Origin of the sequence: Paraburkholderia sp. A1BS-2L (assembly GCF_051125205.1) — a bacterium.
In the GTDB taxonomy this organism is placed as follows: domain Bacteria; phylum Pseudomonadota; class Gammaproteobacteria; order Burkholderiales; family Burkholderiaceae; genus Paraburkholderia.
In genome coordinates this window covers 2950858-2975229 of sequence record NZ_CP120428.1, presented here as the reverse complement: position 1 = coordinate 2975229, position 24372 = coordinate 2950858, and the positions used below count along the sequence as shown (strand labels likewise).

18 protein-coding genes, 6 tRNA genes and 3 rRNA genes are annotated in these 24372 nt (G+C 59.9%); 19 read left to right on the top strand and 8 right to left on the bottom strand.

Going from position 1 to position 24372, the window contains the following annotated elements; all coding sequences use genetic code 11:
* Positions 1-124: 124 nt before the first annotated feature.
* Positions 125-619, top strand: a complete 495-nt coding sequence (locus P5W98_RS13620; protein ID WP_421024942.1) for an Lrp/AsnC family transcriptional regulator — start codon at positions 125-127, stop codon at positions 617-619.
* Positions 620-706: 87 nt separating this feature from the next.
* On the opposite strand, the gene P5W98_RS13615 is transcribed toward P5W98_RS13620, so the two are convergent.
* From P5W98_RS13615 to paaA, 8 genes are all read right to left on the bottom strand, one after another.
* The gene (locus tag P5W98_RS13615) at positions 707-1372 is read right to left on the bottom strand and encodes a GNAT family N-acetyltransferase (RefSeq protein WP_421024941.1); all 666 of its coding nucleotides are present in this window, start codon (positions 1370-1372) and stop codon (positions 707-709) included.
* Positions 1373-1623: 251 nt separating this feature from the next.
* The gene (locus P5W98_RS13610) at positions 1624-2226 is read right to left on the bottom strand and encodes a TetR/AcrR family transcriptional regulator (RefSeq protein ID WP_421024940.1); all 603 of its coding nucleotides are present in this window, start codon (positions 2224-2226) and stop codon (positions 1624-1626) included.
* Positions 2227-2232: 6 nt separating this feature from the next.
* Positions 2233-3144, bottom strand: a complete 912-nt coding sequence (locus tag P5W98_RS13605) for a DUF1835 domain-containing protein (RefSeq protein ID WP_421024939.1) — start codon at positions 3142-3144, stop codon at positions 2233-2235.
* A gap of 227 nt (positions 3145-3371) precedes the next feature.
* Positions 3372-4460, bottom strand: a complete 1089-nt coding sequence (gene paaE, locus P5W98_RS13600) for a 1,2-phenylacetyl-CoA epoxidase subunit PaaE (RefSeq protein WP_421024938.1) — start codon at positions 4458-4460, stop codon at positions 3372-3374.
* 1 nt (position 4461) lies between these two features.
* Entirely contained in the window at positions 4462-4989 is a 528-nt protein-coding gene (paaD, locus tag P5W98_RS13595; protein ID WP_421024937.1) for a 1,2-phenylacetyl-CoA epoxidase subunit PaaD, read from the bottom strand.
* Between the two features lie 36 nt (positions 4990-5025).
* Positions 5026-5832 (bottom strand): 1,2-phenylacetyl-CoA epoxidase subunit PaaC, encoded by an 807-nt coding sequence (gene paaC, locus P5W98_RS13590; RefSeq protein ID WP_421024936.1) that lies wholly within the window; start codon positions 5830-5832, stop codon positions 5026-5028.
* A 10-nt stretch (positions 5833-5842) separates the two neighbouring features.
* Entirely contained in the window at positions 5843-6127 is a 285-nt protein-coding gene (gene paaB / locus P5W98_RS13585; RefSeq protein ID WP_134747545.1) for a 1,2-phenylacetyl-CoA epoxidase subunit PaaB, read from the bottom strand.
* Between the two features lie 29 nt (positions 6128-6156).
* A complete protein-coding gene (gene paaA, locus P5W98_RS13580; protein ID WP_421024935.1) occupies positions 6157-7155 on the bottom strand; it encodes a 1,2-phenylacetyl-CoA epoxidase subunit PaaA in 999 nt (332 codons plus the stop codon).
* 274 nt (positions 7156-7429) lie between these two features.
* Between paaA and P5W98_RS13575 the strand changes: the two genes are divergently transcribed.
* From P5W98_RS13575 to rpoB, 18 genes are all read left to right on the top strand, one after another.
* The gene (locus tag P5W98_RS13575; protein WP_421024934.1) at positions 7430-8689 is read left to right on the top strand and encodes an SGNH/GDSL hydrolase family protein; all 1260 of its coding nucleotides are present in this window, start codon (positions 7430-7432) and stop codon (positions 8687-8689) included.
* Between the two features lie 453 nt (positions 8690-9142).
* Positions 9143-10675 (top strand): 16S ribosomal RNA (locus P5W98_RS13570).
* A 65-nt stretch (positions 10676-10740) separates the two neighbouring features.
* A tRNA-Ile gene (locus tag P5W98_RS13565) sits at positions 10741-10817 on the top strand.
* Positions 10818-10866: 49 nt separating this feature from the next.
* Positions 10867-10942: transfer RNA gene (locus P5W98_RS13560), tRNA-Ala, on the top strand.
* A gap of 292 nt (positions 10943-11234) precedes the next feature.
* Positions 11235-14114, top strand: a 23S ribosomal RNA gene (locus P5W98_RS13555).
* A gap of 169 nt (positions 14115-14283) precedes the next feature.
* A 5S ribosomal RNA gene (rrf, locus tag P5W98_RS13550) occupies positions 14284-14397 on the top strand.
* The 16S, 23S and 5S rRNA genes sit together here with 5 tRNA genes alongside, the layout of an rRNA operon.
* Positions 14398-14538: 141 nt before the next feature.
* Positions 14539-14624, top strand: a tRNA-Tyr gene (locus P5W98_RS13545).
* A gap of 51 nt (positions 14625-14675) precedes the next feature.
* Positions 14676-14749 (top strand) — tRNA-Gly (locus P5W98_RS13540).
* Positions 14750-14781: 32 nt separating this feature from the next.
* Positions 14782-14856, top strand: a tRNA-Thr gene (locus P5W98_RS13535).
* A 108-nt stretch (positions 14857-14964) separates the two neighbouring features.
* Complete coding sequence (tuf, locus tag P5W98_RS13530) at positions 14965-16155, top strand: elongation factor Tu (RefSeq protein ID WP_129563002.1); 1191 nt, start codon at positions 14965-14967, stop codon at positions 16153-16155.
* 70 nt (positions 16156-16225) lie between these two features.
* Positions 16226-16301: transfer RNA gene (locus P5W98_RS13525), tRNA-Trp, on the top strand.
* Between the two features lie 37 nt (positions 16302-16338).
* Positions 16339-16719 (top strand): preprotein translocase subunit SecE, encoded by a 381-nt coding sequence (gene secE, locus P5W98_RS13520; RefSeq protein ID WP_183733352.1) that lies wholly within the window; start codon positions 16339-16341, stop codon positions 16717-16719.
* Position 16720: 1 nt separating this feature from the next.
* Entirely contained in the window at positions 16721-17278 is a 558-nt protein-coding gene (gene nusG, locus P5W98_RS13515; RefSeq protein WP_027821101.1) for a transcription termination/antitermination protein NusG, read from the top strand.
* A 189-nt stretch (positions 17279-17467) separates the two neighbouring features.
* Positions 17468-17899, top strand: a complete 432-nt coding sequence (rplK, locus tag P5W98_RS13510; RefSeq protein ID WP_027821100.1) for a 50S ribosomal protein L11 — start codon at positions 17468-17470, stop codon at positions 17897-17899.
* A complete protein-coding gene (rplA, locus tag P5W98_RS13505; RefSeq protein WP_129563025.1) occupies positions 17900-18595 on the top strand; it encodes a 50S ribosomal protein L1 in 696 nt (231 codons plus the stop codon).
* A gap of 342 nt (positions 18596-18937) precedes the next feature.
* The gene (gene rplJ / locus P5W98_RS13500; RefSeq protein WP_421024933.1) at positions 18938-19435 is read left to right on the top strand and encodes a 50S ribosomal protein L10; all 498 of its coding nucleotides are present in this window, start codon (positions 18938-18940) and stop codon (positions 19433-19435) included.
* A gap of 75 nt (positions 19436-19510) precedes the next feature.
* Positions 19511-19885 carry a 50S ribosomal protein L7/L12 gene (gene rplL / locus P5W98_RS13495; RefSeq protein WP_027821097.1) on the top strand — a complete coding sequence of 125 codons (375 nt, stop codon included), beginning with the start codon at positions 19511-19513 and terminating at the stop codon, positions 19883-19885.
* Between the two features lie 363 nt (positions 19886-20248).
* Positions 20249-24355 (top strand): DNA-directed RNA polymerase subunit beta, encoded by a 4107-nt coding sequence (gene rpoB, locus P5W98_RS13490; protein ID WP_421024932.1) that lies wholly within the window; start codon positions 20249-20251, stop codon positions 24353-24355.
* Positions 24356-24372 lie beyond the last annotated feature (17 nt).

The following is a 24372-nucleotide window of genomic DNA, read 5'->3' as shown; positions in this document are numbered from 1 at the left end:
GCGGAATGGTGATTTCGTGCGGCAAAGTGTAGCTGTACAGATTGGGCAAAAGCTTGCGAGTTGAGTCTGTCAGCCAGTGATTTGCGCTATAAACTGCCATTATCGATACATGAGATGGCAGAAAATGGCGAGCATTGAATTAGACGCGATCGACCGGCGGATTCTGGCGATTCTTCAGGAGAATGGTCGGCTCTCGAATCAGGAAATTGCCGAGCGTGTGAATCTCTCTCCAAGCCCATGCTTGCGGCGTATTCGGCGGCTCGAGGAGATCGGCGTGATACGGAGTTATGTGGCGTTGCTCGACGCGCAGAAGCTCGGGCTCGACCTGCTGGCCTACGTGAACGTGCGGCTGGAAAAGCGCGGGCCCACAGCGGCGGGGCGTGAAGGTGTCACCCACGCGGAGCTCTTTCGGGCGGCGGTGCAGACCTGGCCGGAAGTGGTGGCGTGCCACGCAATGACGGGCGACATGGATTTCCTGCTGCGCGTACAGGTTGAGGACATGGCGCATTTCTCTCGCTTCGTGCAGGACCAGTTGCTGCATCACTCGTCCGTGATCGACGTGAAGTCGAGCTTCTCGCTTCAGACTTTCAAGGAGACGACGGCGTTGCCGATCCTTTGAGCCTTTGCGCGCCGATTCCACCCCGCAGATGGTGAAAAAGCGGCCGAAGCCGCTTTTTCCGATCTACTTCACCCAACGGGGCAGGAGTCACGCCGCAACCGCTTGCGGGAGGATCGTCTCGATCAGTCTGGACGCCTGGCGAGCCTGGCGCTTGAGCGCGTAGTCGAACACCGCCGCTTGCTCTTGAAGCATTTCCGCGATGATGCTGCTCTGATCGGCGGGTTTGAGCGAGAGGTACGCATCGGCTTCGCCGTAGGCGTACTCGATCTTCATGCCTGACTTCTTCGCGATATGCATCATGGTCGAGTTGCGCGACAGACAGTGCATATAGAGCGTCGTGACGTGCGTGTTGCGGCTGCGAATAGCGGCGCGCTCGAACAGCTTCGTGCCGATGCCCTGGCCGCGCGCCGATTCGAGCACGGAGACGCCGAACTCGGCCGTGCGGCCGTTGCCGTCTGCAGGCAGATAGGCCAGATGGCCGACGCCCATGAGTTGCAGCTGATGGTCGAACACGCCAAAGACGGTATCGCGGGTGAAGTCCATCGAGCGGACGTAGTTTTCGATCACGTGGTCCGGTGCTGCCTGGCCGAAGCGCAGGAGGCGGTCCTCGGTGTCGAGCGCGAGGAAGTGGGTCAGCAAGCGCTCGCGATCGGCGGAGGTGAGGACGCGCACCATGGCCGGCGAATGACCGGACGACAGCGAGCGGCCGGACGGCAGGATGGGCTCGTTGGTTGGGGTCGGATGCTGGGTCATGATGGGTTCTCCTTAGAATGCGAGGTGCAGCGCATGCATGATGCGATGCAAAACGGATTCTAGCGGAAACCCTGGGTGCGATCTAGGGAAAACCCGTATTTTTGGTCTGAGGGTTGCGTCTAATTTTTCTGAATTCAGTCGTAATCTATTGATTTTGAACGGATATTATTTTTGGATAATTTGACGAATCAACGATTGTGTCGGCATGTCTTGTTGCGTTGCATCAATCCGATCTAAAAAACCGCGGCTGGTCAGGCGGCCTTCAGACCGTGGTCGATCATCTCAATGACCTGCTCCGCGAAGTCCCGGTAGCCCATGCGTCCGCCCGGCTTGAGCCAGGTGAACGTCCAGTTGATCATGCCGAACACCATCATGGTCAGCGAGGTCTGGTTCTCTGTAGTGACGTGGTCCGGATAGGCGCGCGCGAGCTGGCGTGTGAACGCGGCGACCACGTCGCGCTGGCGGTTCAGGACGATCTCGCGCTGTGCGTCGACGAGATACTTCACGTCGTTGAGCAGCGCCACATGGCGGCTGTGCGAGGTCTCGTATTCGGCGAGGAATGCGCGGATCAGCTCGGCGAACGTCTCGCGCTCGTCCAGGCCCCGCCGCTGGCTGGCGCCTTCGACCTCCGCGATGATCAACATCAGTCGCTTCGTGTAGCGGTCGAGCAGATCGAAGAGGATGGCTTCCTTGCTCTCGTAATAGTGATAGAGGCGCGCTTTCGAGGTCCCGCTCGCCGCTGCGAGATCGGACATCGATGTGCTCGGGTAGCTCGTCTGTGCGAACTTGGCTGCCGCGAGCTCGAGAATCTGGTCGCGTTGCGTTTCGTGGTCGGGCGCTCGGGTGCGTGCCATGGGAGTTCAGCGGGAAAGGAAAAGATGGACTGCGGTGTAAGAGAGCGAGGGGTGCGCGGCGCGCGAGTGGTGGGCGGCAGCGTCGGCGCCGGCTTCAGCGACGCCTGGGCATGCGGCGCACATGTCGTCGCGCAGACGCAATTCGCCTGCTGCGGCCAGTTCGCGCAGGCGCCATAGCACCAGCGGCTCGCCAACCTTGAAGCCCGCGCCGCGGCGCGCGAGCGCTGCGCCGAGCGTGTCGCATGCGAGCCAAGGGGCGCCAGCTGCGCCAGGCATGGCATGCGCATCCTCAAGGGTGGCCGCGCCAAGGATCTCGAGGATTCGGGCATCCAGATCGGCCCACGTGCCGCTCGTGAACGTATTGTTGCGCCACCGGCGCGTTTCGCCGTTGGCGAATTTCGCTTCCTGCCACTCGAGCGCGAGCCGGGTGATGCGCAGCACCGAAATCGGCGCGGCGTCCGGAAGATGCGCAAGGAGGCGTGCGGCAGCGGCGCTGGGCGGCCCGCTCAGGTCGTCGGCTGCGAGGCGCACCTCGTTCAGCCGCTGCGGCGCGGTGCGCAGCCGGTAGCAGATGCGCCGCAGCGCGAGTTGGTCGGCGGCGTCGGGCGTGTGCCAGATCACCACGTGAGAATCGGCGGCCTCCAGGGCCGCAAGCGCCACGCAGTCGTCCTGCACGAGCGTCTCGCGCATACCGCCAAGGCGCTGCCAGAACGCCGCGCGCTGTGCGGCACCCGGGTCGCCGGCCTCGTCGATGTCGCGCAGCGGCCCGACCGTCAGGTCGTCGGCCAGTGCGATCACGTGCCCGGCCGTGCCCGCTGCGGGGGCGGCTTCGCTGCCGCGCGAAGCTTCATGGGCCAGAAGGGCCTGGCGCAGCGCAGCCGCTGCCGGCTCGCCGTGGATGAGGTGGATCGTGGTCATCGACAACTCGTTGCGCTCGGGGCGAACGCCGAAGGCGCCCGAAAGCGCGCCAAAGACAAAAGGGGCCGCCCGCGAGCGTGCAGCGTTGCGCTGCAACACCGGCGGGCGGCCCCTAGTGTAAGCGGATCGCCTGAGGGCCGAAAGCGTGGCGTTAATCTAAGGCTTATTCGCCAATCCTGATGACGCTGGACCGTGTGGCGGGGCGCGAACAGGCCCCGCCGCTTTCATCAACGCTCGTCGAAGCTCACCACCACGCGCTCGCTGACCGGATGGCACTGGCAGGTGAGCACGAACCCATCCCGGACTTCCTGCTCTTCGAGCGTGTAGTTCTTGTCCATCTTCACTTCGCCGTCCAGCACCTTCGCGCGGCAGGTGCAGCACACGCCGCCCTTGCAAGCGTAGGGCAGCGCGAGCCCCGCCTTCAGGCCGACATCGAGCAGGCTCACGCCCTCGTAGGGCAGACGCAGCTTGCGCTTCTTGCCATCGATGACGATCTCCAGGTCGGCGGCCGGTGTGCTTTCGGTGATCTCGACCGCCGGCACGCCCGCTTGCGGCAGAGGCGAGCCGAAGCGCTCGACATGCACCTTCTGCTGCGGCACGCCCGCCGCCTTGAGCGCGGCTTCGGCGGCGTCCATCATCGGCGCCGGGCCGCAGATGAACGCCTCGTCGATTTCGTCGGCCGGCAGCAGCGTCGCCAGGAACTCCGCGCATTTGGCCTGATCGAGCACGCCGTTGAAGAGCTCGACGTCCTGGATGTCGTCGGAAAGCACGTGATAAAGCCGGAAGCGGTCCATGTAACGGTTCTTCAGGTCCTCCAGCTCTTCGGCGAACATGATCTGGTCGACACTGCGATTGCCGTACACCAGCGAAAACGCGCTGCGCGGCTCCGTTTCCAGCGTTGTCTTGATGATAGCGAGCACCGGCGTGATGCCCGAGCCACCCGAGAACGCCACATAGTGCTTGCCGTGCTCGGCGTTCAGGTGCGTGAAGAAGCGGCCATCGGGCGTCATCACGTCGATTTCGTGGCCCGGCGCAAGCTGCTCGAACGCGAAGTTCGAGAAGCGGCCGCCGCGCACGCGCTTAATGCCGATGCGCAGCTCGCCGTCGCGGTCGTAGTCGGTCACGCCGACGCAGATCGAGTACGAGCGGCGCGTTTCCTCGCCTTCGATGTGGGTCTTGAGCGTGACGAACTGCCCCTGGGTGAAGCGATACGCGTCGCGCAGCTCCGGTGGGACTTCGAAAGCGACAGAGACCGCGTCCGCGGTTTCGGGCCGCACTTCGCGGATGCGCAGCGAATGGAATTGCGGAGTGGCCATATCAGTACGGTTTGAAGTAGTCGAAGGGTTCGCGGCAGTCGATGCAGCGGTACAGCGCCTTGCACGCGGTCGAGCCGAATTGCGCGAGGCGCTCGGTATGGTGCGAGCCGCAGTGCGGGCAGGCGGGCGCCGGCAGCGGCTTCGGCATGAACGTGATCGGCTGCTCGCCGGCGGCCGCGCCGCTGCCGCAGTTACCCGTGGGCGGCGCGATGCCGTAGGCGCGCAGCTTCTCGCGCGCTGCGTCGGTGATCCAGTCGGTGGTCCATGCCGGCGTAAGGGTGGTCGCGATGCGGTACGGCGCGAGCTTTGCGATATCGAGCGCGTGCGCGACGTCTTCGGCGATCTGCGACATCGCCGGGCAGCCCGAATACGTGGGCGTGATGACCACTTCGATCTGGCCGTCGGCGGCGCGGCGCACGTCGCGCAGGATGCCCAGTTCGCGGATCGACACGACCGGGATCTCCGGATCTGGCACCGATTCCAGCACTTCCCAGGCGCGTTCGAGCGCGTGATCTGCTGTCGCTTGCATCGTGACTTCCTCTTCAGGCGTGGGTGCGAGAGCGGCTTACCAGCGCGCGTCGGGATGCTGGCGCGCGAGGCTCTGCATCTCGGCGAGCACGTAGCCCATGTGTTCCGAGTGCTCGCCGAGCTTGCCAGTCGTGATGTGCTTCACAGGCGCGGGCATGGTGAGCGTCGCCTCTTCGAGCGCGGCTTCCACATCGGCGCGCCACGCGGCTTCGAACTGCGCCGTGAGCGGCGCGATGCCGGCTTCGGCGACAGCCGTTTCCACGGCGTCGGTGCTGAAGAACTCGCGCGTGTACGGCATCAGCCAGTCGAGCGCGGCCTGGGCGCGGCCGTGCGACTCCTCCGTGCCGTCGCCAAAGCGGATCAGCCACTCGCGCGCATGATGGACGTGGTAGCGCGTTTCCTTGATCGAGCGCTCGGCGATCGCGGCCAGCTGCGGGTCGGCGGAGCGCAGCAGCGCGGTCCACAGATGGGCCATCAGCGAGGCGTAGAGGAAGTTGCGCACGATCGTCACAGCGTAATCGTTGGACGAATGCGTGGTGCCGACGAGCGGTCCGAAGTGCGGCAGTTCTGCGAGCGTGTAATTCGCGAATTCGCGCTCGGCGCGGAAGTAGGCGTAATCGTCCTCGGTGCGTTCGCGGCCGTTGAGCGTCTTTTCGAGCGTGGCGGCGTGCGTGTAGAGCATGCGTGCCTGGCCGATCAGGTCGAGACTCATGTTGGCGAGCGCGATGTCTTCTTCGAGAATCGGACCGTGGCCGCACCATTCCGTGTTGCGCTGACCGAGGATCAGTGCCGTATCGGCGAGGCGCAGCACATATGCCAGATGTTCTTGCGTGGGCGTCGTCATGTTGGCGCTCTTACATGTGGTTGACTTCGTCAGGCAGCGTGTAGAAGGTCGGGTGGCGATAGATCTTGTCGCCGGCCGGCTCGAAGAGTTCGGCCTTCTCGCCCGGATCCGAAGCCGTGATCGCCGACGACGGCACCACCCAGATACTCACGCCTTCCTGACGACGCGTGTAGACGTCGCGCGCCATGCGCAGCGCCATCGACGCGTCGCTGGCGTGCAGGCTGCCGCAGTGCTTGTGGTCGAGGCCCTGTTTGCTGCGCACGAACACTTCCCAGATTGGCCATTCCTTGTTCATCGTGGATCTCCTTGCTTCCTGTGTATGGGTTATGCGGCGTGCTTTTCGGCGCGTTGACGCTGCTTTTCGGCGTGGGCGAGGGCGGCTTCGCGTACCCACGCGCCTTCGTTGTGCGCTTTGACGCGTGTGCCGAGACGCTCGCGATTGCACGGACCGTCGCCGTTCACGACGCGCCAGAATTCCTCCCAGTCGATCGTGCCGTAATCGTAGTGGCCGCGTGCCTCGTTCCATTTCAGATCGGGGTCGGGCAGCGTGACGCCGAGCACCTTGGCCTGCTCGACCGTGGCATCGACGAACTTCTGGCGCAGATCGTCGTTGGAGATGCGCTTGATCCCCCATTTGGCGGACTGGTTGCTGTGGACCGAATCGGCGTCGCTCGGGCCGAACATCATCAGCACCGGCCACCACCAGCGGTTCACCGCCTGCTGGACCAGCTCGCGCTGCGCTTCGGTGCCTTGCATCATGGCGAGCAGGGCGTCGAAGCCCTGGCGCTGGTGGAACGACTCTTCCTTGCAGATGCGGATCATCGCGCGTGCATATGGGCCGTAGGTGCAGCGGCACAGCGGGATCTGGTTCATGATCGCGGCGCCGTCGACGAGCCAGCCGATTACGCCGACATCGGCCCACGTGGGCGTCGGGTAATTGAAGATGCTCGAATACTTGGCCTTGCCGGCGTGGAGCGCATCGACCAACTGGTCGCGCGAAACGCCGAGCGTTTCCGCCGCGCTATAGAGATAGAGGCCGTGGCCCGCTTCGTCTTGCACTTTGGCGAGCAGGATGGCCTTGCGCTTGAGGCTCGGCGCGCGCGAGATCCAGTTGCCTTCCGGCAGCATGCCGACCACTTCCGAGTGCGCGTGCTGCGAAATCTGGCGCACGAGCGTCTTGCGATAGGCTTCGGGCATCCAGTCCTGCGGCTCGATCTTGCCGTCCGCGGCCATGATGGCGTCGAATTGCGCCTGCTCTGGCGAGGCCGCGTCCGCATCGAGCGGGGCGACATTGCCGGGAATGTCGAGGGATTGCGTGTACATGAAGACGCTCTCGTCGGTGTTGGGTATGGCGCAGTATAAACCAACCGACCGGTCGGTAAATCAATTTTTTGCGCTTTGTCAAAAGGAGCCCGGGTCTCGAGTGAACGTCGGATGCTCCGCTACTGAGTTTTAGCGGATGGAAGGCCGGGCCGGGCGAATTTAGCGCGTGGCTTGCGCTGCCGTCGGGCACTGCTTTTGTCGGGAGGATGGAAGGTCGCGGGCCGTGCTATGCGGCACAATGAGCGCTTTGCCCGTTACTCCCCCTCGCTCCCGGATGAAGATTTCCCTCGTCACCACCGCGGCTGGTTCCGCGCTGCTCGCCGCACTCGCCTGTTCCACGCCCCTTTTTGCCGAACAGCCTTCTGGCGCCCCATGGGTGACGAGCTGGGCGACGCCGCTTCAGGCCATTCCGCAACGCGATGCGCTGCCGCCGCTCTATCGTGCGCCGGACGTTGCTGGCCGGACAGTCAGGCAGATCGTCTATCCGACGCTCGGTGGCGAGGTGGCTCGCGTGCATATCAGCAATCTCTATGGACGCACGCCGCTGGTGATTGAGGCAATGGCGATTGCGCCTTCTGCCGGGGGCGCGGCAGTCGGCGAGGCCGGAACGGTGCGAGTGACGTTTGGCGGGCGGACGTCGGTGTCATTGCCGCCCGGCGCCGATCTCGATAGCGATCCGGTTCGAATTGGCCTGAAGCGCGGCGCGCCGTATGCGGTCAGCACCTACATGGGAGCGCAGCAGAAGATGGTCGCCTGGCATCGGGTAGCAAATCAGTTGAATTATGTGTCCCGGCCCGGCGACCACGTGGCTGATCCGTCTATTGGCGCGTTCACGCAGCGCTTCACGCAATACGCGTGGGTAACGGGGCTGGCGGTCGAGGCGCCGGGGGCGTTGACGATTGCCGCGATCGGCGACTCCATCACCGACGGCATGCGATCCTCGCTCAATGAAAACCGGCGTTGGCCCGATGCGCTGGCGCGCCGTCTCGCTCGCGAGCAGGGCGCCAATTTGGCCGTGATCGACATGGGGATCAGCGGCAACCGTCTATTGAGCGACTCGCCGTGCTATGGCGAGGCACTCGAGCGCCGCTTCGGGCGCGACGCGCTGCGTCCGGGCGTGAGGACGGCTGTCCTGCTAATCGGCATCAACGACATCAACTTCCAGGCGATGCCGGCGCGTTCTGGCCTCGACTGCGATTCTCCGCATACGCACGTGAATGCCGATGATCTGATCGCCGGGTATCGGCGTGTGATTGCGGCGGCGCACGCGCGTGGCGTACGCATTCTCGGCGCGACGCTCACGCCCGCAGCACTGCCGCCGGAGCGCGAAGCGATCCGTGCGAAAGTGAACGAGTGGATCCGCACGAGTCATGCATTCGACGGCGTGGTGGACTTCGATGCGGCGCTGCGCAACCCGGCTGATCCGCTGCGCCTGCGCAGCGAATACGACAGCGGCGACCATATACACCCGAGCGACGCGGGCTACGCCGCGATGGCGAATGCCGTGTCACTGGCCGCGCTGGTCGGGAAGTGAGAAATTTACCCGGAGGGGCTTGCGCATCGGTTTCGCTAGCGCTAAGATTCGCCCCCTTCGCCCGCTGAAGTCCGGCAGCGAAGCCTGCCGCGAGAAACGGCGGGGCGTGAAGTCATCAGTTTTTAAACGGCGACGTTAAAAAAGATGTTGACGAAACGCGAAAGAGTCTGCATAATCTCGTTTCTCTGCTGCTGACGCAGCAACGCAGAAAGCGCCGGGTAGTTCGAAGTGGTTCCGGTGTCTTGTGCGACGCGATCTTTAAAAATTTACAGCCGATAAGTGTGGGCGCTTGATGGGTTTCGTGACCTGGTGATTCTTTCGGGGATGACCGGGAGTAGCGAAAGTATCAAGAGTCTCACACAAAAGTAAGTCAGGTTTTTGAATTTATTCAGAACCTGTCAGCTTTGAGTGAGCGACCGGTTCTTGACTGAACCGAAAACAGTAACAGGTATTGAACTGAAGAGTTTGATCCTGGCTCAGATTGAACGCTGGCGGCATGCCTTACACATGCAAGTCGAACGGCAGCACGGGTGCTTGCACCTGGTGGCGAGTGGCGAACGGGTGAGTAATACATCGGAACATGTCCAGTAGTGGGGGATAGCCCGGCGAAAGCCGGATTAATACCGCATACGATCTTAGGATGAAAGCGGGGGATCGCAAGACCTCGCGCTATTGGGGTGGCCGATGGCGGATTAGCTAGTTGGTGGGGTAAAGGCTCACCAAGGCGACGATCCGTAGCTGGTCTGAGAGGACGACCAGCCACACTGGGACTGAGACACGGCCCAGACTCCTACGGGAGGCAGCAGTGGGGAATTTTGGACAATGGGCGCAAGCCTGATCCAGCAATGCCGCGTGTGTGAAGAAGGCCTTCGGGTTGTAAAGCACTTTTGTCCGGAAAGAAAACCTCTGGGTTAATACCCCGGGGGGATGACGGTACCGGAAGAATAAGCACCGGCTAACTACGTGCCAGCAGCCGCGGTAATACGTAGGGTGCAAGCGTTAATCGGAATTACTGGGCGTAAAGCGTGCGCAGGCGGTGATGCAAGACCGATGTGAAATCCCCGGGCTTAACCTGGGAACTGCATTGGTGACTGCATCGCTAGAGTATGGCAGAGGGGGGTAGAATTCCACGTGTAGCAGTGAAATGCGTAGAGATGTGGAGGAATACCGATGGCGAAGGCAGCCCCCTGGGCCAATACTGACGCTCATGCACGAAAGCGTGGGGAGCAAACAGGATTAGATACCCTGGTAGTCCACGCCCTAAACGATGTCAACTGGTTGTCGGGCCTTCATTGGCTTGGTAACGTAGCTAACGCGTGAAGTTGACCGCCTGGGGAGTACGGTCGCAAGATTAAAACTCAAAGGAATTGACGGGGACCCGCACAAGCGGTGGATGATGTGGATTAATTCGATGCAACGCGAAAAACCTTACCTACCCTTGACATGGACGGAATCCTGGTGAGAGCCGGGAGTGCCCGAAAGGGAGCCGTCACACAGGTGCTGCATGGCTGTCGTCAGCTCGTGTCGTGAGATGTTGGGTTAAGTCCCGCAACGAGCGCAACCCTTGTCCCCAGTTGCTACGCAAGAGCACTCCGGGGAGACTGCCGGTGACAAACCGGAGGAAGGTGGGGATGACGTCAAGTCCTCATGGCCCTTATGGGTAGGGCTTCACACGTCATACAATGGTCGGAACAGAGGGTTGCCAAGCCGCGAGGTGGAGCCAATCCCAGAAAACCGATCGTAGTCCGGATCGCAGTCTGCAACTCGACTGCGTGAAGCTGGAATCGCTAGTAATCGCGGATCAGCATGCCGCGGTGAATACGTTCCCGGGTCTTGTACACACCGCCCGTCACACCATGGGAGTGGGTTTTGCCAGAAGTGGCTAGTCTAACCGCAAGGAGGACGGTCACCACGGCAGGATTCATGACTGGGGTGAAGTCGTAACAAGGTAGCCGTATCGGAAGGTGCGGCTGGATCACCTCCTTTCCAGAGCTCATTGCGAAGTTCATTGAAGCGCTCACACTTGTCGGCTGTAGAAAAGACAGACTCAGGGGTCTGTAGCTCAGTCGGTTAGAGCACCGTCTTGATAAGGCGGGGGTCGATGGTTCGAATCCATCCAGACCCACCAATTTGTCTGCGCGGTGGCTGACTGGTAACCCCCTTGAGTATGCATGACTGGGGGATTAGCTCAGCTGGGAGAGCACCTGCTTTGCAAGCAGGGGGTCGTCGGTTCGATCCCGTCATCCTCCACCAATCCCTAATGCACAGCATCCTGCAGGAGCAGTTAAATGCAGGGAGTTTTGCATTGGCGATTGAGCCAGTCAGAGCGGTATGTGAAAACGTATCGGCTGTCGTTCTTTAACAATCAGGAAGAAGTAGTAAAGAGATTTATCTGAAACACACTTAGAGATGGGTGTGGAGTAGGTGAATCAGGGTTGTGATTGTATCGATGTATTTTTAAGTTCCTCGAAAGAGGGCTTTGGAATACGGCACAACGCGAAAACTCAGCCTGTAGCGAGTGAGTCGAGAGACGCACCCGTTATAGGGTCAAGCGAACAAGTGCATGTGGTGGATGCCTTGGCGATCACAGGCGATGAAGGACGCGGTAGCCTGCGAAAAGCTCCGGGGAGCTGGCAAACAAGCTTTGATCCGGAGATGTCCGAATGGGGAAACCCACTCCGAATGGAGTATCCGTGACTGAATACATAGGTCACGTGAAGCGAACGCGGCGAACTGAAACATCTAAGTAGCCGCAGGAAAAGAAATCAACCGAGATTCCCAGAGTAGTGGCGAGCGAAATGGGATCAGCCTGCATTCTTTATCTGTACCGTTAGTCGAACGCTCTGGAAAGTGCGGCCATAGCAGGTGATAGCCCTGTAGACGAAAACGGAATGGAAGAACTAGGGATGCGACAAGTAGGGCGGGACACGTGAAATCCTGTCTGAAGATGGGGGGACCATCCTCCAAGGCTAAATACTCGTGATCGACCGATAGTGAACCAGTACCGTGAGGGAAAGGCGAAAAGAACCCCGGGAGGGGAGTGAAACAGATCCTGAAACCGCATGCATACAAACAGTCGGAGCCTCGCAAGGGGTGACGGCGTACCTTTTGTATAATGGGTCAGCGACTTACATTCAGTGGCAAGCTTAACCGAATAGGGCAGGCGTAGCGAAAGCGAGTCCGAACAGGGCGATTAGTCGCTGGGTGTAGACCCGAAACCAGGTGATCTATCCATGGCCAGGTTGAAGGCACGGTAACACGTGCTGGAGGACCGAACCCACTAACGTTGAAAAGTTAGGGGATGAGCTGTGGATAGGGGTGAAAGGCTAAACAAACCTGGAAATAGCTGGTTCTCTCCGAAAACTATTTAGGTAGTGCCTCGTGTATCACCTTCGGGGGTAGAGCACTGTCATGGTTGATGGGTCCATTGCGGATTACGTCGCCATAGCAAACTCCGAATACCGAAGAGTGCAATCACGGGAGACAGACATCGGGTGCTAACGTCCGGTGTCAAGAGGGAAACAACCCAGACCGCCAGCTAAGGTCCCCAAATATGGCTAAGTGGGAAACGAAGTGGGAAGGCTAAAACAGTCAGGAGGTTGGCTTAGAAGCAGCCACCCTTTAAAGAAAGCGTAATAGCTCACTGATCGAGTCGTCCTGCGCGGAAGATGTAACGGGGCTAAGCCATATACCGAAGCTGCGGATGCACATTTATGTGCATGGTAGGAGAGCGTTCTGTAAGCCTGCGAAGGTGCACTGGAAAGTGTGCTGGAGGTATCAGAAGTGCGAATGCTGACATGAGTAGCGATAAAGGGGGTGAAAGGCCCCCTCGCCGTAAGCCCAAGGTTTCCTACGCAACGTTCATCGGCGTAGGGTGAGTCGGCCCCTAAGGCGAGGCAGAAATGCGTAGCTGATGGGAAGCAGGTCAATATTCCTGCACTAGTGTTGAATGCGATGGGGGGACGGATCGCGGAAGGTTGTCCGGGTGTTGGAAGTCCCGGTCGCTGCATTGGAGAAGGCGCTTTGGCAAATCCGGGCGCGTAATTCAAGGGTGTGGCGCGAGCTTCTTCGGAAGCGAAGCAACTGGAAGGGGTTCCAGGAAAAGCCTCTAAGCTTCAGTTCAACATTAACCGTACCGCAAACCGACACAGGTGGGCGAGATGAGTATTCTAAGGCGCTTGAGAGAACTCGGGAGAAGGAACTCGGCAAATTGGTACCGTAACTTCGGGATAAGGTACGCCCTGGTAGCTTGAGGAGCCTGCGCTCCGAGGGTGAAGGGGTTGCAATAAACTGGTGGCTGCGACTGTTTAATAAAAACACAGCACTCTGCAAACACGAAAGTGGACGTATAGGGTGTGACGCCTGCCCGGTGCCGGAAGATTAAATGATGGGGTGCAAGCTCTTGATTGAAGTCCCGGTAAACGGCGGCCGTAACTATAACGGTCCTAAGGTAGCGAAATTCCTTGTCGGGTAAGTTCCGACCTGCACGAATGGCGTAACGATGGCCACACTGTCTCCTCCCGAGACTCAGCGAAGTTGAAGTGTTTGTGATGATGCAATCTCCCCGCGGCTAGACGGAAAGACCCCATGAACCTTTACTGTAGCTTTGCATTGGACTTTGAACCGGTTTGTGTAGGATAGGTGGGAGGCTGTGAAGTGTGGACGCCAGTCTGCATGGAGCCGTCCTTGAAATACCACCCTGATCTGTTTGAGGTTCTAACCTTGGCCCGTGATCCGGGTCGGGGACAGTGCATGGTAGGCAGTTTGACTGGGGCGGTCTCCTCCCAAAGTGTAACGGAGGAGTACGAAGGTACGCTAGGTACGGTCGGAAATCGTGCTGATAGTGCAATGGCATAAGCGTGCTTGACTGCGAGACTGACAAGTCGAGCAGGTGCGAAAGCAGGTCATAGTGATCCGGTGGTTCTGTATGGAAGGGCCATCGCTCAACGGATAAAAGGTACTCTGGGGATAACAGGCTGATACCGCCCAAGAGTTCATATCGACGGCGGTGTTTGGCACCTCGATGTCGGCTCATCTCATCCTGGGGCTGTAGCCGGTCCCAAGGGTATGGCTGTTCGCCATTTAAAGAGGTACGTGAGCTGGGTTTAAAACGTCGTGAGACAGTTTGGTCCCTATCTGCCGTGGGCGCTGGAAGTTTGAGGGGGCCTGCTCCTAGTACGAGAGGACCGGAGTGGACGAACCTCTGGTGTACCGGTTGTCACGCCAGTGGCATTGCCGGGTAGCTATGTTCGGAAGAGATAACCGCTGAAAGCATCTAAGCGGGAAACTCGCCTCAAGATGAGACTTCCCCGGGGACTAGATCCCCTTGAAGGGTCGTTCGAGACCAGGACGTTGATAGGTCAGGTGTGGAAGCGCAGTAATGCGTTAAGCTAACTGATACTAATTGCCCGTAAGGCTTGATCCTATAACAGGTGTGTCTTCCTCCCGGTGTGGAGTGAAGGACGCGCAGGTTGAGAGATCGGTGTTGTGCCAGAAACAACACAACCCCAAGAAACAGCACCTCTTTACGCTTCTTCCCGATTGGCTGTGGCGCCAGGTTCACCCAAACCCGTGCGACGCAGCAACCCGTCATGCCTGATGACCATAGCGAGCTGGTCCCACCCCTTCCCATCCCGAACAGGACCGTGAAACAGCTCCACGCCGATGATAGTGCGGATTGCCCGTGTGAAAGTAGGTAATCGTCAGGCTCCTTATTGCGAAACCCCGGCCCTAAAAAGCCGGGGTTTTTGCTTTTCCGCTCTCCCTATAAGTGAGAGCGTTGTGGGTTCAGCGCCGAATAAAGTGCTTGACACGGTTCGGATGTTCCCCCACAATCATCAGTTCTCTACGGAGGGGTGCCCGAGTGGCTAAAGGGGGCAGACTGTAAATCTGTTGGCTTACGCCTACGTTGGTTCGAATCCAACCTCCTCCACCAGAATTCAGTTGTAGTTAGTGTCGGGAATTGACGAAGAGTCGGCAAATCCTTGCGGGTGTAGCTCAATGGTAGAGCAGAAGCCTTCCAAGCTTACGACGAGGGTTCGATTCCCTTCACCCGCTCCAGCGAAGTATTAAGCGGTTTTAGAGCAGTTTTCGCCCATGTGGCTCAGTGGTAGAGCACTCCCTTGGTAAGGGAGAGGTCGGCAGTTCGATCCTGCCCATGGGCACCAGCCGGTATCTAGCAGGCCTCCAGAGGCCTCGCATCGAGCAGGCAGCAGCACCAGTGATTGTTTGCGCGCCCCGCGCAACGTACGGAAAAATCCTCTTAGGAGTCGAAAATGGCCAAGGGTAAGTTTGAGCGGACCAAGCCGCACGTGAACGTGGGCACGATCGGTCACGTTGACCACGGCAAGACCACGCTGACGGCAGCGATCACGACGGTTCTGACCAAGAAGTTCGGCGGTGAGGCCAAGGCGTACGACCAGATCGACGCAGCACCGGAAGAAAAGGCGCGTGGTATTACCATCAACACCGCGCACGTCGAGTACGAAACGGCTAACCGCCACTACGCACACGTCGACTGCCCGGGCCACGCTGACTACGTGAAGAACATGATCACGGGCGCGGCACAGATGGACGGCGCAATCCTGGTGTGCTCGGCCGCTGACGGCCCGATGCCGCAAACGCGTGAGCACATCCTGCTCGCCCGTCAGGTTGGCGTGCCTTACATCATCGTGTTCCTGAACAAGTGCGACATGGTCGACGACGCCGAGCTGCTCGAGCTCGTCGAAATGGAAGTGCGCGAACTCCTGTCGAAGTACGACTTCCCGGGCGACGACACACCGATCATCAAGGGTTCGGCCAAGCTGGCGCTCGAAGGCGACACGGGCGAGCTGGGTGAAGTGGCGATCATGAACCTGGCCGACGCACTGGACACGTACATCCCGACGCCGGAGCGTGCGGTTGACGGCGCGTTCCTGATGCCGGTGGAAGACGTGTTCTCGATCTCGGGTCGCGGCACGGTGGTGACGGGTCGCGTCGAGCGCGGCATCGTCAAGGTCGGCGAGGAAATCGAAATCGTCGGTATCAAGCCGACGGTGAAGACGACCTGCACGGGCGTGGAAATGTTCCGCAAGCTGCTCGACCAGGGCCAGGCAGGCGACAACGTCGGTATCCTGCTGCGCGGCACGAAGCGTGAAGACGTGGAGCGTGGCCAGGTTCTGGCCAAGCCGGGTTCGATCACGCCGCACACGCACTTCACGGCTGAAGTGTACGTGCTGAGCAAGGATGAAGGCGGCCGCCACACGCCGTTCTTCAACAACTACCGTCCGCAGTTCTACTTCCGTACGACGGACGTGACGGGCTCGATCGAGCTGCCGAAGGACAAGGAAATGGTCATGCCGGGCGACAACGTGTCGATCACGGTGAAGCTGATCGCTCCGATCGCGATGGAAGAAGGTCTGCGCTTCGCAATCCGCGAAGGCGGCCGTACCGTCGGCGCCGGCGTGGTTGCCAAGATCATCGAGTAAGTTTCTGCCAGTCTCGTTGATCGATTAAGTGGTTTCGGGGTTGGCGATGCGGCCAACCCCAAAATGGTTTAGGGGTATAGCTCAACTGGCAGAGCGTCGGTCTCCAAAACCGAAGGTTGGGGGTTCGATTCCCTCTGCCCCTGCCAACTTCTCGCGCTTCGGCGCGTTGTGCTTTAAGGTGTTATGGCGAATCCTTCCGTCGAAACTGTTAATACTTCCAGCGACAAGCTGATGCTTGTGGTAGGTGTATTGTTGGTTGTGGCCGGGTTCGTAGGGTTCTACTGGCTCGGTAGCCAGGAATGGTATGTCCGCGGTGCAGCGCTCGCAGTGGGCGTGATCGCGGGGGTGGTAGTCGGTCTTCTCTCCGCGCCCGGCAAGAGCTTCATCGCGTTTGCCAAAGACTCGTACAAGGAAGTTCGCAAGGTCGTCTGGCCGACTCGCAAAGAGGCCACGCAAACGACTTTGGTGGTCTTCGGTTTTGTGCTGGTAATGGCCATCTTCCTCTGGGTTTGCGATAAATCCATTGAGTGGGTGATTTTCTCGGCGATTCTGGGTTGGAAATGATATGAGCGATACACCGGCATCCCCGAGCGGAAAGCGTTGGTATGTGGTGCACGCCTACTCCGGCATGGAGAAGAGCGTGCAACGTGCGCTTCAGGAGCGCATTGATCGGGCCGGCATGCAGGACAAGTTTGGTCAGATCCTCGTTCCGACTGAAGAAGTGGTCGAGGTGAAGGGTGGTCACAAATCAGTGACCGAGCGTCGTTTCTTCCCGGGCTATGTCCTGGTTGAAATGGAAATGACGGACGAAACGTGGCACCTCGTGAAAAACACGGCAAAGGTGACCGGTTTTGTCGGCGGGGCGCGCAATCGCCCGAGTCCGATTTCGCCGCGCGAAGTCGAAAAGATCATGTCGCAGATGCAGGAAGGCGTTGAGAAGCCGCGCCCCAAGACCCTGTTCGAAGTCGGCGAGATGGTCCGCGTGAAGGAAGGTCCTTTCACGGACTTCAACGGCAGCGTCGAAGAAGTCAATTACGAAAAATCGCGCGTCCGGGTCTCCGTCACAATTTTTGGTCGCGCCACACCAGTCGAACTCGAATTCGGCCAAGTCGAAAAGCTGTAAATCGAACACGACGGATCGCATCCCTGATGCGGTCCGTTTTTCCGCGCTTACGGTCCGCGTTATGGCCGTAGAGGAGCGCCAGTAGTCCAGCGCAGCGGTTGTGTGCGGTAGTTGGCACAGCGAAGATTGCGGCGAAAGCGCGCTATCACTCACCTGAACGCTCACGCGTTCCAATGAGGTTTTTTCAACATGGCAAAGAAAATCATTGGCTTTATCAAGCTGCAGATTCCTGCAGGTAAAGCCAACCCGTCGCCGCCGGTCGGTCCGGCACTGGGCCAGCGCGGCCTGAACATCATGGAGTTCTGCAAGGCGTTCAACGCGCAAACTCAAGCGATGGAGCCGGGTCTGCCGATTCCGGTCGTCATCACGGCATTTGCGGACAAGAGCTTCACGTTCGTTCTGAAGACGCCGCCGGCTACGGTCCTGATCAAGAAGGCAGCGAAGGTCGACAAGGGTTCGGCCAAGCCGCACACCGACAAGGTCGCTACGATCACGCGCGCGCAAGCCGAAGAAATCGCCAAGACCAAGATGCCGGACCTCACGGCAGCCGATATGGATGCAGCGGTCCGCACGATCGCTGGTAGCGCCCGCTCGATGGGCATCGTCGTGGAGGGCGTGTAAATGGCTAAGGTTTCGAAGCGTCAAAAGGCACTCGCAGCCAAGATCGACCGCCAGAAGCAGTACCCGATCGGCGACGCACTGTCGCTCGTGAAGGAATGCGCTACGGCGAAGTTCGACGAGTCGATCGACGTCGCAGTTCAACTCGGCATCGATGCGAAGAAGTCGGACCAGGTCGTTCGCGGTTCGGTCGTGCTGCCCGCAGGTACGGGTAAGTCGGTTCGCGTCGCTGTGTTCGCACAAGGCGAAAAGGCTGAGCAAGCCAAGGCTGCTGGTGCAGAGATCGTCGGCATGGAAGACCTCGCCGAACAGATCAAGGGCGGCAACCTGAACTTCGACATCGTGATCGCTTCGCCGGACACGATGCGCGTCGTCGGTACGCTCGGTCAGATCCTCGGCCCGCGCGGCCTGATGCCGAACCCGAAGGTCGGCACCGTGACGCCGGACGTCGCTACCGCGGTCAAGAACGCGAAGGCAGGTCAGGTGCAATTCCGTGTCGACAAGGCCGGTATCATTCACGCGACCATCGGCCGTGCATCGTTCGAGCCGACCGCGCTGCGCAGCAACCTGGACGCGCTCCTCGAAGCGCTGACCAAGGCGAAGCCGGCAACGAGCAAGGGTGTGTACCTGCGCAAGATCGCTGTCTCGAGCACGATGGGCGTCGGCGTTCGCGTCGATCAGTCGTCGCTGGCAGCCTGATTGCCGCAATAAGCGTCGCAACAGTTTTGCCGCGCTGAGGTCTGGAACGAAGTTTGCTGCGGATCGCAGCGCGGATTTAAAGGGCTTTGGGCGGTTGTGAGGTGGCAGTTTGCATCGCACGACCGGTTGTCAAAGACCGTTGGTGGAGGCGCAGTCGTTGGGTGCTTCCTTAATGCAAGCCAACGCAGATGGCGAACCCGAAAAAGTTTTGAAGTGTTGATGTGAGCAGGGCAGGCGGCAACGCCTGACGATGCAAGCTGATTTACTCCGGACTGGTCGGTCGCCGTTGTTGAATGCGGCACTTGGCGCGAGAGCGTTGGGTGTCGAATCTGGAGGTTAACCGTGCCACTGAACAAAGAAGGTAAGCAGGCCGTCGTGGCTGAAGTCTCCGCGCAAGTCGCGAAGGCTCAGACCATGGTGCTGGCCGAGTATCGTGGAATCGCGGTTGGCGATCTGACCAAGCTGCGCGCGAAAGCGCGTGAGCAGCAGGTGTACCTGCGCGTGTTGAAGAACACGCTGGCGCGTCGCGCTGTCGAAGGTACCCCGTTTGCTCCGCTGGCAGAGCAGATGACTGGCCCCCTGATCTACGGCATCTCGGAAGATGCAATTGCTGCTGCGAAGGTCGTCAACGACTTCGCAAAGAGCAATGACAAGTTGGTCATCAAGGCTGGTTCCTACGAAGGCAATGTGATGGACGTGGCAGGCGTGCAAGCGCTGGCCAACATCCCGAGCCGCGAAGAACTGCTCTCGAAGCTGCTGTTCGTTATGCAAGCTCCTGTCTCCGGCTTCGCGCGTGCTCTCGCCGCGCTGGCAGAGAAGAAGCAAGCAGAAGCTGCCTGATTTCAGGCAGTCGAACAAGCAAGAGCGAGCGAAGATCGCTAGCTGTTTCCGAATTCAAATCTGGAGTAATTTCAAATGGCAATCGCAAAAGAAGACATCCTCGAAGCCGTTGGCTCGATGTCGGTTCTCGAACTGAACGAACTGGTCAAGGCATTCGAAGAGAAGTTTGGCGTGTCGGCAGCTGCTGTGGCAGTCGCTGGCCCGGCAGGCGGCGGCGCTGCTGCTGCTGCTGAAGAGCAGACCGAATTCACGGTCAACCTGCTCGAAGCTGGCGCAAACAAGGTTTCGGTCATTAAGGCCGTTCGTGAACTGACGGGTCTCGGCCTGAAGGAAGCGAAGGACCTGGTCGACGGCGCACCGAAGCCCGTGAAGGAAGCGGTGCCCAAGGCTGCTGCTGAAGAAGCGAAGAAGAAGCTGGAAGAAGCCGGCGCGAAGGCTGAAATCAAGTAAGTTTCAGCGCGCTGTGCGAAGGCTGGCGGTTTTTACACCGCCGGCCTTTTTGTGCTTTGTGGGAACTGCGTTTTTGTGCTCGATTTTTGAGAACTGGAGGCAGGATGCGGGACCTAGAAGCCAAAGAAAAACGTCTTTCGCCGGGTGAAAACCTCAAGGCGCACGACGCTTCTCTTTGTCTTCTGAAGCGACTGCAGAAGGCAAGTTTGGTCGGGCAGCGGGCAAGTTATGACAAGCCGGTATCCGCTGCCGTCAGCCAGCGGTTGGTAGAGGCCAACCACCAAGCTTCCAGGGCTCGCGCAGCCATCGGGTCTCAGTCGGTGAACACTCGGGTCGTCCTACCCGCCGTGATTCGGAGATCGTATGCAATATTCCTTCACCGAGAAGAAGCGTATTCGCAAGAGTTTCGCGAAACGCCCCATCGTTCACCAAGTTCCTTTCCTGCTGGCTACCCAGCTTGAATCATTCAGCACGTTTCTGCAAGCAGAAACGGCGACCGCACAACGCAAACCGGAAGGTCTGCAGGCTGCGTTTTCGTCTGTTTTTCCCATTGTTTCCCATAACGGCTTTGCTCGTCTAGAGTTCGTGAGCTACATGCTCTCGCCGCCGGCATTCAACATCAAGGAATGCCAGCAGCGGGGCCTCACGTACTGTTCGGCGCTGCGTGCCAAGGTGCGTCTCGTTCTGCTCGACAAGGAATCGCCGAGCAAGCCAGTCGTGAAGGAAGTGAAGGAGCAGGAAGTGTACATGGGCGAAATTCCGCTCATGACGCCGACGGGCTCGTTCGTCATCAACGGCACCGAGCGTGTCATCGTCTCGCAGCTGCACCGCTCGCCTGGCGTGTTCTTTGAGCACGACAAGGGCAAGACGCACAGCTCGGGCAAGCTGCTGTTCTCGGCACGTATCATTCCTTATCGCGGTTCGTGGCTCGATTTCGAGTTCGATCCGAAGGACGTGCTGTACTTCCGCGTCGACCGTCGCCGCAAGATGCCGGTCACGATCCTGCTGAAGGCCATCGGCCTCACGCCGGAACAGATCCTCGCGAACTTCTTCGTGTTCGACAACTTCTCGCTGATGCCGGAAGGCGCGCAGATGGAGTTCGTGCCGGAGCGTCTGCGTGGTGAAGTCGCGCGCTTCGACATTAGCGATCGCGAAGGCAAGGTCATTGTCCAGAAGGACAAGCGGATCAACGCGAAGCACATCCGCGACCTCGAAAACGCGAAGACCACGTTTATTTCGGTTCCCGAAGATTATCTGCTCGGCCGCGTGCTCGCGAAGAACGTTGTCGACGGCGACACGGGCGAAGTCATCGCGAACGCGAACGACGAAGTCACAGAAAGCGTGCTCGACAAGCTGCGCGAAGCGAAGATCAAGGACATCCAGACGCTCTACACGAACGATCTGGATCAGGGGCCGTACATCTCGTCGACGCTGCGTATCGACGAAACCGCCGACAAGATGGCTGCGCGCATCGCGATCTACCGCATGATGCGTCCGGGCGAGCCGCCGACCGAAGAAGCGGTCGAGGCGCTGTTCAACCGCCTGTTCTACAGCGAAGAAGCGTACGACCTCTCGAAGGTGGGTCGTATGAAGTTCAACCGCCGCGTCGGCCGTGACGAAATCGTCGGTCCGATGACGCTGCAGGACGACGACATCCTCGCGACCATCAAGATCCTCGTCGAGCTGCGCAACGGCAAGGGCGAAGTGGACGACATCGACCACTTGGGCAACCGTCGCGTGCGTTGCGTGGGCGAACTCGCGGAGAACCAGTTCCGCGCGGGTCTCGTGCGCGTCGAGCGCGCAGTGAAGGAACGCCTCGGCCAGGCCGAAAGCGAAAACCTGATGCCGCACGACCTGATCAACTCGAAGCCGATTTCGTCGGCGATTCGGGAGTTCTTCGGCTCGTCGCAGCTGTCGCAGTTCATGGACCAGACCAACCCGCTTTCGGAAATCACGCACAAGCGTCGTGTTTCCGCACTGGGCCCGGGCGGTCTGACGCGTGAGCGCGCAGGCTTCGAAGTCCGCGACGTGCACCCGACCCACTACGGCCGCGTGTGTCCGATTGAGACGCCGGAAGGTCCGAACATTGGTCTGATCAACTCGCTCGCTCTGTACGCGCACCTGAACGAATACGGCTTCCTCGAAACGCCGTATCGCAAGGTGCAGGACGGCAAGGTGACCGACCAGATCGACTATCTGTCGGCGATCGAAGAAGGCCGTTACGTGATCGCTCAGGCGAACGCGGCGGTGGCCGACGACGGCACGCTGACCGACGAACTCGTCTCGTCGCGTGAAGCGGGCGAAACGCTGATGGTCACGCCGGACCGCATCCAGTACATGGACGTGGCGCCGTCGCAGATCGTCTCGGTGGCTGCATCGCTGATCCCGTTCCTCGAGCACGACGACGCGAACCGTGCACTGATGGGCTCGAACATGCAGCGTCAGGCCGTGCCTTGCCTGCGTCCGGAAAAGCCGGTCGTCGGTACGGGTATCGAGCGCACCGTTGCGGTCGACTCGGGTACGACGGTTCAGGCGCTGCGTGGCGGCGTGGTCGACTACGTCGACGCAGGCCGTATCGTGATTCGCGTGAACGATGATGAAGCGGTCGCCGGTGAAGTCGGCGTGGACATCTACAACCTCATCAAGTACACGCGTTCGAACCAGAACACGAACATCAACCAGCGTCCGATCGTGAAGATGGGCGACAAGGTTGCGCGCGGCGACGTGCTGGCTGACGGCGCATCGACCGATCTGGGAGAGCTCGCGCTCGGCCAGAACATGCTGATCGCGTTCATGCCGTGGAACGGCTACAACTTCGAAGACTCGATCCTGATCTCGGAGAAGGTGGTTGCCGACGATCGCTACACGTCGATCCACATCGAAGAACTGAATGTCGTTGCTCGCGACACGAAGCTCGGACCGGAAGAAATCACGCGCGACATCTCGAACCTCGCGGAAGTGCAACTTGGCCGTCTCGACGAGTCGGGCATCGTGTACATCGGCGCGGAAGTCGAAGCGGGCGACGTGCTCGTGGGCAAGGTCACGCCGAAGGGCGAAACCCAGCTCACGCCGGAAGAAAAGCTGCTGCGCGCGATCTTCGGCGAGAAGGCTTCGGACGTGAAGGATACGTCGCTGCGCGTGCCCTCGGGCATGAGCGGCACGGTCATCGACGTGCAGGTGTTCACGCGCGAAGGCATCACGCGTGACAAGCGTGCGCAACAGATCATCGACGATGAACTGAAGCGCTATCGCCTCGACCTGAACGACCAGCTGCGCATCGTCGAAGGCGACGCGTTCCAGCGTCTCGCCCGCATGCTCGACGGCAAGGTCGCCAATGGCGGTCCGAAAAAGCTCGCGAAGGGCACGAAGATCGACCAGGCTTACCTGGAAGACCTCGACCACTACCACTGGTTCGACATCCGCCTCGCGGACGAAGAAGCAGCGGCGCAGCTCGAAGCCATCAAGAACTCGATCGAAGAAAAGCGTCACCAGTTCGATCTGGCGTTCGAAGAGAAGCGCAAGAAGCTCACGCAAGGCGACGAACTGCCGCCGGGCGTGCTGAAGATGGTCAAGGTGTACCTTGCGGTGAAGCGCCGTCTGCAGCCTGGCGACAAGATGGCAGGCCGTCACGGTAACAAGGGTGTGGTGTCGAAGATCGTCCCGATCGAAGACATGCCGTACATGGCCGATGGCCGTCCCGCAGACGTCGTGCTGAACCCGCTCGGCGTACCGTCACGGATGAACGTGGGTCAGGTTCTCGAAGTGCATCTCGGGTGGGCCGCGAAGGGTCTGGGCTGGCGTATTGGCGAAATGCTTGCGCGTCAGACGAAGATTGCAGAGCTGCGTGAGTTCCTCACGAAGATCTACAACGAGTCGGGCCACAAGGAAGACCTCGACAGCTTCAGCGACGACGAAATCCTCGAACTCGCGAAGAACCTGCGCGAAGGCGTACCGTTCGCAACGCCGGTGTTCGACGGTGCGACCGAAGAGGAAATGGGCAAGATGCTCGATCTGGCGTTCCCGGACGAAATCGCCCAAAACCTCGGCATGACGCCGTCGAAGAACCAGGTGCGTCTGTACGACGGCCGCACGGGCGAAATGTTCGAGCGCACGGTGACCGTGGGCTACATGCACTACCTGAAGCTGCACCATCTTGTCGACGACAAGATGCACGCGCGTTCGACGGGTCCGTACTCGCTCGTCACGCAGCAGCCGCTGGGTGGTAAGGCGCAATTCGGTGGTCAGCGCTTCGGTGAAATGGAAGTGTGGGCGCTCGAAGCGTATGGCGCTTCGTATGTGCTGCAGGAAATGTTGACGGTGAAGTCCGATGACGTGACGGGCCGGACGAAGGTGTACGAGAACCTCGTCAAGGGCGACCACGTGATCGACGCGGGCATGCCGGAATCCTTCAATGTGCTGGTGAAGGAAATCCGCTCGCTCGGCATCGACATCGACCTCGACCGCAACTAATCGGACTACGGAGAGAA

What these genes read in the sequence shown, in the direction of transcription:
- paaA (WP_421024935.1), bottom strand. Translation starts at nt 7,155, where the DNA reads ATGTACACGCAATCCCTCGACATTCCCGGCAATGTCGCCCCGCTCGAT.
- P5W98_RS13620 (WP_421024942.1), top strand. Translation starts at nt 125, where the DNA reads ATGGCGAGCATTGAATTAGACGCGATCGACCGGCGGATTCTGGCGATT.
- P5W98_RS13605 (WP_421024939.1), bottom strand. Translation starts at nt 3,144, where the DNA reads ATGACCACGATCCACCTCATCCACGGCGAGCCGGCAGCGGCTGCGCTG.
- paaB (WP_134747545.1), bottom strand. Translation starts at nt 6,127, where the DNA reads ATGAACAAGGAATGGCCAATCTGGGAAGTGTTCGTGCGCAGCAAACAG.
- rplL (WP_027821097.1), top strand. Translation starts at nt 19,511, where the DNA reads ATGGCAATCGCAAAAGAAGACATCCTCGAAGCCGTTGGCTCGATGTCG.
- P5W98_RS13575 (WP_421024934.1), top strand. Translation starts at nt 7,430, where the DNA reads ATGAAGATTTCCCTCGTCACCACCGCGGCTGGTTCCGCGCTGCTCGCC.
- rpoB (WP_421024932.1), top strand. Translation starts at nt 20,249, where the DNA reads ATGCAATATTCCTTCACCGAGAAGAAGCGTATTCGCAAGAGTTTCGCG.
- rplA (WP_129563025.1), top strand. Translation starts at nt 17,900, where the DNA reads ATGGCTAAGGTTTCGAAGCGTCAAAAGGCACTCGCAGCCAAGATCGAC.
- rplK (WP_027821100.1), top strand. Translation starts at nt 17,468, where the DNA reads ATGGCAAAGAAAATCATTGGCTTTATCAAGCTGCAGATTCCTGCAGGT.
- paaC (WP_421024936.1), bottom strand. Translation starts at nt 5,832, where the DNA reads ATGACGACGCCCACGCAAGAACATCTGGCATATGTGCTGCGCCTCGCC.
- tuf (WP_129563002.1), top strand. Translation starts at nt 14,965, where the DNA reads ATGGCCAAGGGTAAGTTTGAGCGGACCAAGCCGCACGTGAACGTGGGC.
- paaE (WP_421024938.1), bottom strand. Translation starts at nt 4,460, where the DNA reads ATGGCCACTCCGCAATTCCATTCGCTGCGCATCCGCGAAGTGCGGCCC.
- secE (WP_183733352.1), top strand. Translation starts at nt 16,339, where the DNA reads ATGGCGAATCCTTCCGTCGAAACTGTTAATACTTCCAGCGACAAGCTG.
- P5W98_RS13615 (WP_421024941.1), bottom strand. Translation starts at nt 1,372, where the DNA reads ATGACCCAGCATCCGACCCCAACCAACGAGCCCATCCTGCCGTCCGGC.
- paaD (WP_421024937.1), bottom strand. Translation starts at nt 4,989, where the DNA reads ATGCAAGCGACAGCAGATCACGCGCTCGAACGCGCCTGGGAAGTGCTG.
- nusG (WP_027821101.1), top strand. Translation starts at nt 16,721, where the DNA reads ATGAGCGATACACCGGCATCCCCGAGCGGAAAGCGTTGGTATGTGGTG.
- P5W98_RS13610 (WP_421024940.1), bottom strand. Translation starts at nt 2,226, where the DNA reads ATGGCACGCACCCGAGCGCCCGACCACGAAACGCAACGCGACCAGATT.